Here is a 14,719-nt window from a genome sequence, read left to right as displayed (position 1 = left end):
TTATTTTATTTTTTGAATTTACGTGATAATTTAATTTTTGCTTTAGTAAGTTTAGGTTTAAAGTTTTCAATAACTTGATATAGTGGTTTATTTAATACATAATCAAATTCACCAATTTTTTCACTCAAATAAGTACCCCAAACTTTTTTGAATGTCCATAAACCATAATGGTCAGAAGATTTATCTGGATCATTATCTGTACCACCGAAATCATAAGTCGTTGCACCGTGTTCTCTAGCATACTGCATCATTGCAAATTGCATATGATGGTTTGGTAAGAAATTACGATATTCATTTGAAGAAGCACCATATAAATAATACGACTTATTGCCTGCAAACATTAACAATGCACCCGATAAATATATTCCTTCTGGATGTTTAGATTCTAATGTAACCATTTCATCAATGAGTTCTTGTGTTTTGCTTATTTTATTATCTGCATCGTTAATTTTATTAAGTGTCTTTTTATCTTGTTTCTTATTAGCTAATTTTACTTTTTCAGCTTCAATTTCTTCTAACTCTTTTCTTAACTCTTGTAAAACTGGTTTTGGTTCTAATTTAACTAGGAATAATTCTGCATCACCGTCTGGATGCAAGGCATCATATATATTCTGGAAATAGCTGATATCTCTTGTTAAGAACCCATCACGTTCACCCGTGATTTGCATTAAATTAGCAAATGTCTTTAAACCGTCTCTATCTGAACGTTCAACTGTAGTGCCACGTTTTAATGCTAATCTTACTTTCGAACGATTACGGCGTTCAAAACTTTGAATCAATTCTTCATCTGTTTTGTCGATAGGTGTAATCATTGTCATTCTTGGTTGTATATAGTCCTTAGAAAGCCCTTCTTTAAATCCTTTATGTTTAAAGCCTAATGCACGTAGATTTGTTAGAGCTTCCGCACCTTTATCCACCTCTACATCTGGATCAATCTTAATGGCATATGCTTTTTCTTCTTTAGCGATTTGCATTGCAGCTTCCAACAGTGTCTCTAAAGCTAATTTATTACTATAGTCAGTAACAAACCCACGCGAAATGTAGCAAAGTGTATAAGGTAGCTTAGGCACTTTTTTAAATAGTAGTTGACCTACCCCAACAATTTCTCCATCTTCTCCGACTGCGATACGTCTTGAATACCAGCCAGTTAGTGTTTTAGTTTCAGCCCATTTAGTTAATTGTAATAAGTCACCTTGCGGATGAGCTTTAACAAATGCATCATGCGCTTGATTAGTGATATTCATCTTTTCCATAAAAACTGATGTCTCCTTTATCAATTCAATTCTATGATATTATATATTGTTTTATTCTAATTTTCACATACAAACCATCATTTGCTATACTATAATAAATATAGAAACGAGGTTTTTTTATGCGGATTTTAATTATTAGCTTACTATTATTAATTAATTTAATTTTCATTTTTCAAGCTATCAATGAACCACTTACAATTTCATATTTAAGTTTAAGAATTATTTTAGCAGCGTTTACATTTATAATAACTGTTTATTTACTATTATTGCGTACTCAAAAAATTTCTACTTACTTAGCTATTTTAACACTTATCACTTCTTTGATACACATATTCATAATCGCACATAGTGCATACTTATATATTTATTAATCTGCTATAAATTTGTAACTTAAGCCACGTATAATTAATGTGTAAGGGGACGTTGTTTTATTATCTTTTATAGTGACTGATTTATAACCTGAATCTGTGCCATCACTAATGTTAAATAATGTTTCATCCCCTTTTAATTTTAATGTCGTGACACTTGCTGCTTCATCTATGATTTCCATATCAAACCAGCGTTGCCACTTATCAACTGTGTGTTTACGCTCTGTGCTAGTCAATTCTACAGATTGAATTATAAATTCATTTTGACGCAATGATGCCAACTTTTCATTTCGCGTATCTTCTTGTTCATTCCACTGTATAAAAAATGGGGGCTTTACTCTATAATCTGGGTCTGCAATATATAATAATTTCCACGTTGTTCTATCGCCTTTTATATTTTCTCTTTGCATGTTTACAGGTCCAATGACCTCTACATCTTTTTCTTCTAAATCTGCCTTTAATTGTTCAATATCTTGTGTACGAAATGCCAATGTTTTTAAACCTTGTGCATAATTATCTTGAACTATTTTAGAAGGGAATGACACTCGGCCTTCATCAGTTTTAATTATTTTTTGTAAGACGTCTGGCTTGTATACATCTATCAATTCAATATATGCATTGTTTAAATAAGCTAATTTATTGTATGTACCTAACCTCTCGTGTTGTCCTCCTTGTTGTAAAGTTAGCAAATGTCCTGGGTATTTAAAGTTGTCTAAATGCTGAATATAGTGTACTAAATGATCTAATTTTAAATATTGCATAACTTTTCTCCCCTACTCTCATCTTTAACCCTATCATAACAAATTGCGTACTACTTTACTTCCTATAAGCAGCAGTTTAATTATTATTTTAAAACGGTGCTATTGATTTATTTCGTAAAAAGGCTTAGAATGTTATCTGTTATAAAAAGTTAGCTTTGCTAACTAAATTAAGGAGACTATTATGAATAAACCAAACATATTCAATAATTTAATTGCAGTTTATCGACCTTATACAAAGTTATTTTCACCTATATTTGAAGACTATGACTTATATCCTGCACAATGGTTAGTAATGAAAGACATCGCACATAATGCACCAACAACATTAGTTCAAATTTCTAAGCGTCGTGCAATAGAAAAGCCTACAACTCGAAAAATATTAAAAGTGCTTTCCGAAAAATCTTTGTTAAAAGTTGAAACTGGAGAAGATAAAAGAGAAAAATTATTATCTTTTTCTGAAGAAGGACAATCTCTTTATGACAATATAAATGAACGTGTTTCTATCGTACAAGAAGAAATACTTCAAAAAGCTAATTTATCTGAAGCTGACCTGGATCATACAATTCAAGTCATTCAAAAAATTCATGAAGAGATAACAAAAATGGAGGGAATTTAATATGAATCAATCATCATCTATGCGATCACCTATATGGACTAAAAGCTTTAATATCAATTTTATAACGAACTTTGCGATATATCTTAGTATGTATTTACTTATCGTTATTATAGCGAGTTATACTAAATCAGAATATCATGTATCTGATAGCATAGCTGGACTCGTTTCAGGTCTCTTTATAATCGGCTCACTAATTGGACGATTCGCTACAGGTAAGTATGTAAATAAGGTAGGTCCAAAGACCATCTTGTTGATAGGTTTAATATTCCTAATCATCACACAGCTCTTTTATTTTATAGAAGGGTCATTGGCACTCTTAATGTTCACTAGATTAATTAATGGTATTGCTACAGGTATTACTACTACTGCGACTGGGACAATTGCAGCATACGTAACACCAAATGATAGAAAAAGTGAAGGTATTAGCTTATTCTCGCTAAGTCTTGTTATTGGTGCTGCAATTGGTCCATTCTTTGGTTTATTACTAATCAATACTTTTCCAATTAAATTATTATTTTTAATATGTTTAGTTTGTGGTATTGTTAGTTTTATTATCTCGTTCTTTGTAAACTTAGATTTCAAATTAGAGACAAAAGCACAAACGACTCCTGAACATGTTAAAAATAAGAAATTTAATATTAACCATTATATTGCAAAAGAAGCAGTACCTGTCGCTATCATTATGTTAATATCAGGGCTGACTTATTCATCTATTCTTACGTTTTTACAATTCTTCGCCCAAGAAATTAATCTCGTAACTATATCTAGTTACTTCTTTATATTTTATGCTATTGCATCATTAGTTACTCGGCCAATAGCAGGTCGCTTAATGGACCAAAAAAATGAAAATGTAATTGCATATCCTGCATTCTTTTTCTTAATTATTACTTTTTTAACATTAAGTATTACAAATAATGGATGGTTACTTATTCTAGCAGGTTTATTCTTAGGAGCAGGTTATGGCAATATTTCTTCCTGTATGCAAGCAATTGCTATAAAAGTATCACCCCCTGCAAAATATGGGATAGCTACTTCAACTTATTTCATAGGACTTGATTTGGGACTTGGTTTTGGTCCTTATGTATTAGGCTTTATAACTTCTTCTGTAAGTTATGCACAGCTATACGGTATTATGGCAATCATAGTATTAATAACTGCAATTATTTATTATTTCTTACATGGTAGAAAAGCAAAAGAAATTGCTTCTAACTAAATTTATATATCTAATACTATTTTATTATCTTGATGTAGTGACAAAATAGCGTTAGGTGGTATTGCGACAGAACCATAATTTATTTAAATTGATTTCCTCGTCGCAGCTAGGCAAATTTTCCTAGCTTTGATATTAATAAAAGGTTTACCTAACTTGAATCTTAAGCACAAGTTACACTCATTCAATATAATGATTAAGGCTGGGACAAATTACTTGTCCCAGCCTTATCTTTACTTTTGTAATTATATTAATTATGTATTATTTTGTTGGTTGCGCAACATTAATTTGTTCAACCTCTTTAATAATGTCATCTAACAACTGTTTCTGGTCACTATTGTAATAATAGAAAACTTGTCTTTCATCTGTCTCTGAACGCACTTTTGAAATCAACTCTTTTTTATAAATCTTTCTTATAATTACATCAATTTTACTAGTATCCCAAAGCATTTCAAAATGAAGGGCGTCACGTAATTCTTTACCACTTATTCTTGTAGCTTCATATACTTTGAACAATACAACAAATTCTTCAATCGACATTTTATGCTTTGATTTCAACCAATGCTTTAACTGACATAAATCTCTTTCAGATGTTATAAAATATGATACTTTACTATCCATAAAAATGGCCTCCTTATTGACTACTCTAGTTGTTTTAATTCTTCATATTTGGCTTTACTTAATGAATAAGCTTCAAAAGTATTATATAACACTTTCTTCTTTTAATCTATTATTTTTAATCGAAAAGATAAATATTTTTTTCTATTGAACATTATTTATATCACTTAAAATGAATATCTTTAAAAATTTGTATTAACTAAAATGTTTCAACCTTGATTAACCTCTTTATTTAACATTATTAATTTATAATACTTTAATCTCTTTATGATATGATACATATATAATAGTGTTTACTACGCTAATTTTTTTATTTTATTTGATTTTCAAAACAAAAAATCCCTATTAAAGTATGCAAAATGTTAAATGCTACTTAAATAGGGATGTGGCTGTATGAATTGAATTAACCACCAATATAATTCATATTTATTTTTTTACGTTTTCTATTTTCAACTGTTTGAGCTGTACGTTCATCTGAATAACGATCGTCTCTAATATTCCAAAGAAGCTTAAATTGTTCAAATAACTCAGCATCAGTCGCACCATTTCTCATAAATGATTTAACATCAAAGCCATCTACTGTACTAAACAAACAGCCATAGAACTTACCATCTGATGATAGTCTAGCGCGAGTACATGTAGAGCAAAAAGATTGTGAAACGCTTGTAATTAATCCAAATTGCGCTGCAATACCTTTATGTTTATAATATTTGGCCACTTCCCCGTAGTATTTAGGCTTGACCGCTTCAATATCAAAATCTTTTTCAATCATTTCTAACATTTCGTCTTTCGTAACGACTTTACTAAAATCCCAACCATTATCATTACCAACATCCATAAATTCGATAAATCGTATTTCAATTCTCTTCTCTTTAAAATATTGAATCATGGGAAGGATTTGATTGTCGTTGACATGCTTTTGCACAACAACGTTAACTTTCACATGAAAACCAATAGCAACAGCATAATCAATCTGTTGCAAGATTGTTGAAGCTTTAATATTTCTATTATTTATGTTTTGAAACACTTCATCTTCAATAGCATCAAGACTTACGTTGATACGTCTCAAACCAGCATCATATAACTTTTGGCCATGTTTTTTTAATAACAAACCATTGGTAGTAAGTCCAATATCTTCTATTCCATCAATTTGATTTAATTTGTAAATAAGTTTGTCCAAATCACGTCTCAATAACGGCTCTCCGCCTGTTATTCTTATCTTTTTCACACCTAACTTTGTATAGACATGAGCTATACGTACCATTTCATCAAATGAAAGTAGTTCATCTTTAGGTAAGAACACAAAATCATCGCCAAAAATTTCTTTTGGCATACAATAATCGCAACGGAAGTTACATCTATCGGTAACTGACAATCTTAAATCACGAATCGGACGTCCGAGTTTATCAGTTATTTGTTCTACCATAACGTTAGGCCTCCTTATCTATTTAATATATCTTGTTGTAAAGAGTCCAAATCTTGTTGATAATTTATATTTTTATACCAATATCCTGGTGATTGTATCGTATCTACATTTAACCAGTCACTTTTAACTTTACTGTATACATTTTTTAAGCTGAAATCATCCGAAGCTAACGCCTTGTTCATCATATTTAATGTATGTGGGCTGTAAAATGCCAGAGTCGGTATAGGTCTTCCCTGTTCATGAAAACCTGCAACATCTAATTGATCTTCTATAAGATGTTCCACCATAAATTGATATAATTTGCTAATGGCTTTTTGCGTTATCATTGGTGTATCAACTGAAATCACAAAAAAGAGCTCTTCGTTTTTATATAAGTTCATCACGGAACGAATACCTGCCAAAGGACCTTTATCTTTATTTTGATTATCGTCAATAACAATATCTTCATAATCGAACTGCGTTGCTAAATCTTCGTTTGTACTGATTATGATTTGGTTAAACATATTTGTTGCTTCTAACACACTAATAATCCGTTTATAAAAATATTGGGAATCTATCTGTGCAAAAGCTTTTGGTTCGCCGAATCTCTCTGATTGTCCTCCGGCAAGTATAATAGCCTTCATGTCTTATTTACCCTCCGCTAACTGGTGGAATTAATGCCACTGTATCATTTGGATGTACTATATCATCATGTTGAACGAATTCTTCATTAACTGCGATTTGAAATTGTTTATCCTTGATCTGTGGATAACGCTCAAATAAATCTGTTAAAAATTCATCTACCGTAATGTCATAACTCAAATCAATCTCTTCAGACGTTTTTTCTAATATATCTTTGATTTCTGCAAAGTATAATAACTTCATTTAGAATCATCTCCTATAACAGCATCATTATAATTCCCATGTTGATGACCTTGCCATTGTGCGCCATCTTCCCATATTTCTTTTTTCCAAATAGGCACAATTTCTTTAATGCGTTCTATTGCGTATTCATTTGCACGATAGGCATCTTTACGATGGGGAGATGAAACACTTATAAGTACAGCAATATCTGATATATCTAATGGTCCTATCCTATGGACAATCGCCGTTAAGGTACCTGGCCATTTTTCTGAAATTTCATCACCTATTTGAGCAAGTTTTTTCTCTGCCATAGGAATATAAGCTTCATATTCAAGATATTCTGTTTTTACCCCTTTTGTCCATTCTCTTACATGGCCTGTAAAGACAACAATTGCACCTTGGTGTTCATTTAAAACAAACTCCCTATACTGTTCTGTTTGTATGGGTTCATTCACTACTTCAAACTGCTTCATTTAATGCATTCCTTTTATCTTAAAATAAGTTAATAACCAATTGTCGTATTGCTCCATTGCATTAATATCATTCATTTTCATATAGTACTGTACATTGGAAAGCTTGCCTAAAGACTTTCGCTCATTTTCATCAGTGTATACAGCCACTTTATCAAAACCTGCATTTTTAAAACCTTCTACTAATATGATGTTATTGTCTATTGTAACAGATTCATTTATGATTTCATCAAGACTTTGTTTCTCAGTTCTTGTCACTGTTTGTTGATATAAATTCCCTTGTACAATACTTTGATCAGCACCAGCATGAAAATGTTTCATATGATCCACATGGTCTTTTTGTAACGTAATATCATTATCTTGGAAATCTTGTTGATGTTGTCCATGATGCTTTATAGTAGCAACAGTTAAGTCATGCGCTTTCAAAAGTTTAATTGTATGTGTCATCAAAGTAGTCTTTCCTGAGTTTTTAAAACCTACTATTTGTAGAATCATATAAAGCAATCCGTTTCATAAGCTTGTGAATCCGTTAAAATAACATCTACTGTATAACCTTTTTGATAGCCCCTTGTGCCGCCTGGTAACATGATCATCGCATTACTGTGTGCGATAGCAACGACGGCACCTGATTTATTAAAGCCCGAAGGCACCACTGTCATCGCTTTTCCGTTAAAAGTAGCCGTCGCTCGCACAAAACGTGTAAATGGATTGGCTTTAGTTAAATCTTCCATTAAAGTTGCCTGTATCATTTGAGGATAAATCGCTGTTGCCCCCATCATATGCAGTACAGCAGGTTTAACATATAGTTCAAAACCAGTAAAACATGCCGACGGATTACCAGATAGACCGAATAAATATTTACCTTCAGCCACTGCAACTGTTGTCACACTGCCAGGTCGCATAGCAATTTTGTTAAATAACACTTCTGCATTAATCTCGTCATAAATTTGTGGTAAATAATCAAAATCACCAACAGAAACACCTCCTGTTGTGATAACAATATCATGTTTAGCCATAGCTTCTTTTACAACTTGAATACTACTTTTCAAATCATCTTCTTGAATTTGGTATGATGCTACATCTAAATTAAACTTTTGACTTAAAGCTGCAATCATGGGCCCATTTGAATTTCTAATTTTACCTGGTTCTATGTCATCACCAACTTCTAACAACTCACTTCCTGTCGCAATAACACCGATACTAGGCTTATCAAAAACTTTAACCTGTGTATAACCATACGTTGCAAGCACTGCTATAGCACCCGGATTGATTTGTTGTCCTTTATTTAGTACTGTATCACCAATTTGCGTTTCCTCACCTTTTAAAGATACGTTTTCATTCACATTAAAAGATTTTCTTATGGTAAAGCTTTGTTCATCTTCTACAGTTTGTTCTAACATTACTACTGCATCTGCACCTTTGGGCATTTCAGCACCTGTCATAATACGCACCGCTTCAAAAGGTCCTACTTCTTTTTCTGAAACTGAGCCTGCACCAATATGATCAATCACTGTAAAATTGATTCTATGCTCTCCACTGGCACCTTCAGTATCTTTACTTCTCAGCGCAAATCCATCGTAAGGAGATTTATTAAATCTCGGAATTTCATATGTTGCTACAATATCTTCCGCTAATATATAATTTACGCTGCTTTCTAAAGGCACTTCGATTTGTTTAGTATATATATCTTGACTTACAACGCGATTAATTGCTTCTCTTACTGGGATTGGGTTTCTTTTTTCAATTGGCATTTAAAATCTACTCCTTAAAAAAATGGATTTCGTGATATACTAGGAAACGATTAGGAGGGATATCTTTGTCTGAATTCACACATATTAATGAACAAGGTAATGCTAAAATGGTTGATGTCTCAGAAAAAAATATTACCAAACGAACAGCCATTGCGCATTCAAGTATTACAGTTAATCAAGCAATTTATCAGCAAATTGTCGATAATACAAATAAAAAAGGTAATGTGCTCAATACTGCACAAATCGCAGGTATCATGGCTGCTAAAAATACTGCTGATATTATTCCTATGTGTCATCCATTACCACTTACTGGGATTGATGTTTCATTTAATTGGAAAGAAAACGAAGCATCATTTACTTTAAATATCCAAGCGAGCGTTTCAACAACCGGAAAAACTGGTGTTGAAATGGAAGCACTTACTGCAGCATCTGTAGTTGCGTTAACTGTTTATGACATGACGAAAGCTTTAGATAAAAGTATGATTATCGGTGAAACATATTTGCTATCCAAAACTGGTGGTAAATCTGGTGACTTCCAACGACCCAATTAATACTCGGTTTTACGCGCTTATTAGACACAGCCACACCATATTATATTTCACAATATGACTTAGCTACTATATAAATTTAAAATTAACAATGTGTTTGGTAAATAGATACCGCTATGTATATCAAATGTTCTGACGATTGAGCTAAGTTATTAGGATAGAATACAAAATCAATTGAAATTTTTTGATTTTTGTCTTCTATCCTATTTATTTTGTTATTTCTTGAACTAGATGATTTAATTCAGGTTTGATGAGCTTGTTCAATGCTAATTTAACTGCGCCAGTAGAACCAGGCAAACTAAAAATTAACTGCTTACCAACTGTACCTGCAATCGCCCTTGATAATAATGCACGACTCCCAACGTCTTCAGTATAACTAAGATATCTAAACAACTCTCCAAATCCTTCAATTTCTTTTGTGATAAGAGATGACACTGCTTCTATAGTCACATCTCTTTGTGCAATTCCTGTGCCACCCGTAGTGATAATAACGTCAATTGCTTCAGTCGACCATTGCTTTAACTGAGTTTGTATTGCAGCAATATCATCTTTTACAATACGGTAATGATTATCAGAAATATGAACGTTTAATTCAGACAAAAGTGATATTGCTAATTTTCCGCCTTTATCTGTATCGTAGTTTCTTGTATCAGATACAGTTAGTATCGCACAATTAATATTTTTATCTAATTTAACATTTGTATGCATCTAATTCTCCTTTATCCAAAAAGTTGATTCATTAGTGTAATAGCCGAGTTAGGCTTGGTCATACCATGTATCAGTATTCTCCCACTTTTGAAACTTACTATTCGATACCCTTTGTATTTAAATTGAAGCAGATAGTCGTTTCGCTTAAACGGAATTTGATATTCTATTAAAAATGCTTCTAATATTTCCTGGGAAATGTTAGGGTTTTCATACTGTACCGTATCTCTCCCACATAAACTCACAAATTGACGCTTTGTTTCGTTTAAATATGGATATGTAGGTGATTCCCCACAGGTTGGACAATGCGGTCGCTGTAATTTACTATAACCAAACGTAAAATGTGTCCCCTCCCATAAGTCTCCATATGTTACTTTGGTTGTAATGTCTTGCTGGGTTAACACTTTTAACGCATCTCTCATCTGTAAACTTGTAGTCATGCTTACAGATGGTTGAATGACACCAACTGTATCACAAGTTCTATTAATAACAGGTAATTGTGGCATCAAACAATTAAAACACGGTGTTAAACCTGGAATAAACGCGGTTTCTATATATGTACTTTCTACGACACCACCATAAATCCAAGGAATCCTTTGCTGATATGCGAAATCGTTGATTAATTGGCGCGTTTCAAAATTATCTGTCGCATCTAATATCAGCTGTACATTTTTACAATGATCATCCATAAACTGTCGATCAACATGTGCAATATGACAACTTAAATTTAAATCTTGGCGAATTGCCATTAAATGCCGTTCAGCTGCTACGACTTTAGGTAATGCTTCATGTGCATCAGTTTCCGTATATAAAGTTTGTCTTTGTAAATTACTGAACTCAATATAATCTCTATCCACAATTGTAAGCTCACCTAATCCAGCGCGAACTAAACTTTCAGCAAGATGCGTCCCTAAAGCACCCATCCCAATAATCACGACATGCGCGTTTATAATTTTATCTTGGCCGATAGAACCAATGTGTTTAAATAACGTTTGTCTCGAATAGCGATCTTTAGTCACAGGCATTACCCTTTCTATACATCATTATTTCCATTATAAATCTTGGTTTACAATGTAACAATGTTTTGCTATTAATATTATAAAAAGTAGCGTTTTCCCTATGTTAAATCTTTATGATTGGAAGTTTATTTCTATATTGAAATTATTCTCAATACGCTATATATTAATTAATCATACCCCATACATAAATGTTCGTGGTACAATGAGTTGAATATTATTCGGAGGTGAATCAATGGCACGTTCAAAGGATTATGAACAACTATTAACACAAGCTAAAGACATCGTGATTAATTCTATAGGCGAGACTATGGATCTTTACGGTGTAAATCGTAGCGTTGGCAATTTATATGGAACGATGGTGTTCGAACAAAAAAGCATGACACTGGATGAAATGCGCTACGAATTACAAATGAGTAAACCAAGTATGAGTGCAGGAGTTAAAAAGCTTCAAGAATTTGACGGCGTTAAACAACAATTTACGCGTGGTAGTAGAAAACAACATTTTGTTGCTGAAAAAGATTTCTTTACTTTCTTCGGTAATTTTTTCTCACAAAAATGGAACAGAGAGATTAAATTAAATTTAGAAGCAATTCAACGAGCAGAAAAATTATTGGACCCCATTATTCATTCAGAAAGTGCATCTAAAGAAGTCATCGAAGAAGCTAAAGAAATGTTAAAACAATTAGATCATTCTAAAGTATATTATGCTTGGTTATCTACATTATCTGAATCACTTCATAATGGAGAAATTTTCGAACATTTCCCTATTCCAAATATCCATAACGAGTAAAAGGCATAAAGTTCCAATCGGAACTTTATGCCTTTTTAATTTGGGCTTCTAAAATGCTTTACTATCGTCATCCATTACCATATAAACATGGCAGTGTTGAACATTAAAAACCCCAAACTATTTAACGTCTTCAATATTTTGTATAAATGCAATACAACGTTAAACTCATTTGATATTTATAACTTCATGCGCTAGAGTAGTAGCTTCGTAATCGGAATGTGTCACAAATATAATAGGTATTCGCCACTGTTCAAATATATGTTTAACAAGCTGCATGCTTTCTGCTTTAGTAGTGTCATCTAAACTTGAAAATGGCTCATCTAGTAAAATCAAATCCGGCCTTGTGCTTAGCGTTTTTGCTAATGCCACACGCTGTGATTCACCGCCTGAAAGTCTCAAGGGATACTGAGTCTTTAAATGCTCTATGTTCAATTGTTGTATAAGACTATCTATATGTTGAGACGGTTTTGCCATAAAAGTTATGTTTTGATAAACATTCATATTAGGAAATAATTGATAATCTTGGAATAAATAACCAATATTTCGTTTTTGAATTTTCACGTCTATAGCTTGCTTTGTATCATAAATAACATGGCCATTGAGTTGAATAAAGGCTTTATTGGGTTTCCTTAAACCAGCTATCATGTTTAATAATGTCGTTTTACCAATTCCCGATGGACCTTTAATCGCATAAATTTTAGGCTCACTGTCTTCAATGTGGATTTTTAATTGTTGATTTTTTAATAGATGATTTAAATATATCTTCAACAATTAGTCCACCTCCCGAAAACGATCTTTATTTAATATATTTATAGTTCCAATCACAGTAATTGCAAATGCTACTAACACAATCACCCATAACCAAGCTTGATTTTCTTTACCTTGTTCTACTAAGAAATAAATTTCTAATGGTAAGGTGTTCGTTTTATTTGGAATATAACCAGCAACCATGAGCGTCGCCCCAAATTCACCAATAGCACGTGCAAAGCTCATCATAATGCCTGAAAGTATTGGTCGTTTCGATAGAGGAAAGATTAGTTTGAAAAATATTTTATTCTCACTGGCCCCCATTGTTCTAGCGGTATTTAGCATTTTATGATCAATGTTGCGAAAGCCTTGTACCGTATGCTGATACATTAATGGAAAACTTACAATTACAGATGCAATAACTGCACCAGTCAAAGTGAAAACTACTGGCATATTTAATATATCCTTAAAAAATGCACCTACATAACTTTGTGGTGAAAAGACAATTAGCAATATAAAACCCATTACAGTCGGCGGTAAGACAATGGGTAAGACAATGACACTTTCTAAGATTCTAGCAATGATACCATGGCGTTTATATAACCATTTTGATATTAAAATTCCCATAAAAGTAACAATAATAGTGCTAATTAGTGCTACTTTAAGTGATATCCAAAATGGTGTCATATCTTGCATTGCTAAAACCTCCTATGCTTCGAATTTATATTTTTTCAAAATAGCTTTCGCTTTATCTGTTTTTAAGAAATCTACCCATGCTTTAGCTAATTTATTATCTGTAATCGTTGCTGATTTATAAACAATTGGCTTGTTTAAATTTGCTGACTTAATCGCTTTAACTTGGCTATTACCGTTTTGTTGACTTTGATATAAGTCAGTCTGGTAAACATACCCTAGTTGTGCATTACCTTGTTCAACATAATTTAATACTTGGCGTACATCTTTTGCGTATACGAGATTAGACTTTACGCTTTCAAACAAGTCATTATTTTTTAGATATTCTTCAGCATATTTACCAGCTGGCACTGATTTCGTTTCGCCTATAGCTAATTTGTCATCCTCTTTAATATCTGTTACAGATTTATAATCGCTATCTTTCCCACCAATAAGCACTAACTTATTTTTGGCATATTCATATGTATTTTGTGCTTGATCTTTATCTACAAGTGCATCGACATCTTTTTCATTTGCTGACATGAAAACATCAACAGGAGCGCCCTTTTCTATTTGCTGTCTTAAAGCGCCTGAACCTCCGTAATTAAAGGTAACATCTACGTTGTTGTGTTGCTCTTTAAACGCTTTTTCTAAATCTTTTGTTGCATCTGTAAGACTTGCTGCTGCAGCAACATGCAATACTTGCTTTTGGTTTTCTTCTTTTTTCGTCTTAGCATTTTCATTACCTTTATTATCGTTTGAACAGCCAGTCAAAATGAATGTTAGAACAATAAATGTAATAAGTATGTATTTAGATCTAATTTTCAAAATATCACTCCTTCACTTTATTATATGCTTGCACATAACAAAATAAAAGGAAGAAAATAGGAGCATGATAGATGGAAATCAAATTTTATTATTT

General features: G+C 32.4%; 18 protein-coding genes. 4 read left to right on the top strand and 14 right to left on the bottom strand.

Going from position 1 to position 14,719, the window contains the following annotated elements; genetic code table 11:
- Nucleotides 1–5 precede the first annotated feature (5 nt).
- Both ACM591_RS04575 and ACM591_RS04570 read right to left on the bottom strand, forming a co-directional pair.
- A complete protein-coding gene (locus ACM591_RS04575) occupies nucleotides 6–1,253 on the bottom strand; it encodes a lipid II:glycine glycyltransferase FemX (RefSeq protein ID WP_029378509.1) in 1,248 nt (415 codons plus the stop codon).
- A 367-nt stretch (nucleotides 1,254–1,620) separates the two neighbouring features.
- The gene (locus tag ACM591_RS04570; protein ID WP_029378507.1) at nucleotides 1,621–2,382 is read right to left on the bottom strand and encodes a VOC family protein; all 762 of its coding nucleotides are present in this window, start codon (nucleotides 2,380–2,382) and stop codon (nucleotides 1,621–1,623) included.
- Nucleotides 2,383–2,563: 181 nt separating this feature from the next.
- On the opposite strand from ACM591_RS04570, the gene ACM591_RS04565 reads away from it, so the two are divergent.
- Nucleotides 2,564–2,998, top strand: a complete 435-nt coding sequence (locus ACM591_RS04565) for a MarR family winged helix-turn-helix transcriptional regulator (protein ID WP_038678980.1) — start codon at nucleotides 2,564–2,566, stop codon at nucleotides 2,996–2,998.
- Nucleotide 2,999: 1 nt separating this feature from the next.
- Entirely contained in the window at nucleotides 3,000–4,211 is a 1,212-nt protein-coding gene (locus tag ACM591_RS04560) for an MFS transporter (RefSeq protein ID WP_029378505.1), read from the top strand.
- Between the two features lie 258 nt (nucleotides 4,212–4,469).
- On the opposite strand, the gene ACM591_RS04555 is transcribed toward ACM591_RS04560, so the two are convergent.
- The 7 genes from ACM591_RS04555 to glp form a co-directional block, all read right to left on the bottom strand.
- Nucleotides 4,470–4,829: a transcriptional regulator, SarA/Rot family gene (locus tag ACM591_RS04555; protein ID WP_029378504.1), complete on the bottom strand. Its 360-nt coding sequence runs from the start codon at nucleotides 4,827–4,829 to the stop codon at nucleotides 4,470–4,472.
- 400 nt (nucleotides 4,830–5,229) lie between these two features.
- The gene (moaA, locus tag ACM591_RS04550; RefSeq protein WP_038678983.1) at nucleotides 5,230–6,252 is read right to left on the bottom strand and encodes a GTP 3',8-cyclase MoaA; all 1,023 of its coding nucleotides are present in this window, start codon (nucleotides 6,250–6,252) and stop codon (nucleotides 5,230–5,232) included.
- 14 nt (nucleotides 6,253–6,266) lie between these two features.
- Nucleotides 6,267–6,875, bottom strand: coding sequence for a molybdenum cofactor guanylyltransferase MobA (gene mobA / locus ACM591_RS04545; RefSeq protein WP_029378502.1), 609 nt, complete (start codon nucleotides 6,873–6,875; stop codon nucleotides 6,267–6,269).
- A gap of 7 nt (nucleotides 6,876–6,882) precedes the next feature.
- A complete protein-coding gene (moaD, locus tag ACM591_RS04540) occupies nucleotides 6,883–7,116 on the bottom strand; it encodes a molybdopterin converting factor subunit 1 (protein WP_029378501.1) in 234 nt (77 codons plus the stop codon).
- Nucleotides 7,113–7,568: a molybdenum cofactor biosynthesis protein MoaE gene (locus ACM591_RS04535; RefSeq protein WP_029378500.1), complete on the bottom strand. Its 456-nt coding sequence runs from the start codon at nucleotides 7,566–7,568 to the stop codon at nucleotides 7,113–7,115. Before ACM591_RS04535 ends, moaD begins: the two co-directional genes overlap by 4 nt.
- Nucleotides 7,569–8,060, bottom strand: coding sequence for a molybdopterin-guanine dinucleotide biosynthesis protein B (mobB, locus tag ACM591_RS04530; protein ID WP_029378499.1), 492 nt, complete (start codon nucleotides 8,058–8,060; stop codon nucleotides 7,569–7,571).
- A complete protein-coding gene (gene glp, locus ACM591_RS04525; RefSeq protein ID WP_326026629.1) occupies nucleotides 8,057–9,316 on the bottom strand; it encodes a gephyrin-like molybdotransferase Glp in 1,260 nt (419 codons plus the stop codon). The genes mobB and glp overlap by 4 nt, the downstream gene beginning before the upstream one ends.
- 65 nt (nucleotides 9,317–9,381) lie before the next feature.
- Here glp and moaC point away from each other — a divergent pair, with 65 nt between their 5' ends.
- Entirely contained in the window at nucleotides 9,382–9,867 is a 486-nt protein-coding gene (gene moaC / locus ACM591_RS04520; RefSeq protein ID WP_029378497.1) for a cyclic pyranopterin monophosphate synthase MoaC, read from the top strand.
- Nucleotides 9,868–10,071: 204 nt separating this feature from the next.
- Here moaC and ACM591_RS04515 read toward each other — a convergent pair whose 3' ends face one another.
- Both ACM591_RS04515 and ACM591_RS04510 read right to left on the bottom strand, forming a co-directional pair.
- A complete protein-coding gene (locus tag ACM591_RS04515; RefSeq protein ID WP_029378496.1) occupies nucleotides 10,072–10,572 on the bottom strand; it encodes a MogA/MoaB family molybdenum cofactor biosynthesis protein in 501 nt (166 codons plus the stop codon).
- 11 nt (nucleotides 10,573–10,583) lie between these two features.
- A complete protein-coding gene (locus ACM591_RS04510) occupies nucleotides 10,584–11,588 on the bottom strand; it encodes a ThiF family adenylyltransferase (RefSeq protein WP_029378495.1) in 1,005 nt (334 codons plus the stop codon).
- A gap of 232 nt (nucleotides 11,589–11,820) precedes the next feature.
- On the opposite strand from ACM591_RS04510, the gene cudC reads away from it, so the two are divergent.
- Nucleotides 11,821–12,378, top strand: coding sequence for a choline uptake/conversion transcriptional regulator CudC (cudC, locus tag ACM591_RS04505; RefSeq protein ID WP_029378494.1), 558 nt, complete (start codon nucleotides 11,821–11,823; stop codon nucleotides 12,376–12,378).
- Between the two features lie 165 nt (nucleotides 12,379–12,543).
- On the opposite strand, the gene ACM591_RS04500 is transcribed toward cudC, so the two are convergent.
- The 3 genes from ACM591_RS04500 to modA are packed head-to-tail and all read right to left on the bottom strand — an operon-like array spanning nucleotide 12,544 to nucleotide 14,625.
- Complete coding sequence (locus ACM591_RS04500; protein WP_418354439.1) at nucleotides 12,544–13,149, bottom strand: ATP-binding cassette domain-containing protein; 606 nt, start codon at nucleotides 13,147–13,149, stop codon at nucleotides 12,544–12,546.
- Nucleotides 13,150–13,821, bottom strand: coding sequence for a molybdate ABC transporter permease subunit (gene modB / locus ACM591_RS04495; RefSeq protein WP_029378492.1), 672 nt, complete (start codon nucleotides 13,819–13,821; stop codon nucleotides 13,150–13,152).
- Between the two features lie 12 nt (nucleotides 13,822–13,833).
- On the bottom strand, nucleotides 13,834–14,625 hold the full coding sequence (gene modA, locus ACM591_RS04490) for a molybdate ABC transporter substrate-binding protein (protein ID WP_172606468.1): 792 nt from the start codon (nucleotides 14,623–14,625) through the stop codon (nucleotides 13,834–13,836).
- Between the last annotated feature and the right edge of the window lie 94 nt (nucleotides 14,626–14,719).

The organism is Staphylococcus sp. Ze2, from assembly GCF_048568365.1.
Taxonomy (GTDB): Bacteria; Bacillota; Bacilli; order Staphylococcales; family Staphylococcaceae; genus Staphylococcus; species Staphylococcus xylosus.
Note: the sequence above shows the minus strand (reverse complement) of the source record. Positions and strands in the feature narration are given on the sequence as shown.

What these genes read in the sequence shown, in the direction of transcription:
- ACM591_RS04575 (WP_029378509.1), bottom strand. Translation starts at nt 1,253, where the DNA reads ATGGAAAAGATGAATATCACTAATCAAGCGCATGATGCATTTGTTAAA.
- ACM591_RS04570 (WP_029378507.1), bottom strand. Translation starts at nt 2,382, where the DNA reads ATGCAATATTTAAAATTAGATCATTTAGTACACTATATTCAGCATTTA.
- ACM591_RS04565 (WP_038678980.1), top strand. Translation starts at nt 2,564, where the DNA reads ATGAATAAACCAAACATATTCAATAATTTAATTGCAGTTTATCGACCT.
- ACM591_RS04560 (WP_029378505.1), top strand. Translation starts at nt 3,000, where the DNA reads ATGAATCAATCATCATCTATGCGATCACCTATATGGACTAAAAGCTTT.
- ACM591_RS04555 (WP_029378504.1), bottom strand. Translation starts at nt 4,829, where the DNA reads ATGGATAGTAAAGTATCATATTTTATAACATCTGAAAGAGATTTATGT.
- moaA (WP_038678983.1), bottom strand. Translation starts at nt 6,252, where the DNA reads ATGGTAGAACAAATAACTGATAAACTCGGACGTCCGATTCGTGATTTA.
- mobA (WP_029378502.1), bottom strand. Translation starts at nt 6,875, where the DNA reads ATGAAGGCTATTATACTTGCCGGAGGACAATCAGAGAGATTCGGCGAA.
- moaD (WP_029378501.1), bottom strand. Translation starts at nt 7,116, where the DNA reads ATGAAGTTATTATACTTTGCAGAAATCAAAGATATATTAGAAAAAACG.
- ACM591_RS04535 (WP_029378500.1), bottom strand. Translation starts at nt 7,568, where the DNA reads ATGAAGCAGTTTGAAGTAGTGAATGAACCCATACAAACAGAACAGTAT.
- mobB (WP_029378499.1), bottom strand. Translation starts at nt 8,060, where the DNA reads ATGATTCTACAAATAGTAGGTTTTAAAAACTCAGGAAAGACTACTTTG.
- glp (WP_326026629.1), bottom strand. Translation starts at nt 9,316, where the DNA reads ATGCCAATTGAAAAAAGAAACCCAATCCCAGTAAGAGAAGCAATTAAT.
- ACM591_RS04515 (WP_029378496.1), bottom strand. Translation starts at nt 10,572, where the DNA reads ATGCATACAAATGTTAAATTAGATAAAAATATTAATTGTGCGATACTA.
- cudC (WP_029378494.1), top strand. Translation starts at nt 11,821, where the DNA reads ATGGCACGTTCAAAGGATTATGAACAACTATTAACACAAGCTAAAGAC.
- modB (WP_029378492.1), bottom strand. Translation starts at nt 13,821, where the DNA reads ATGCAAGATATGACACCATTTTGGATATCACTTAAAGTAGCACTAATT.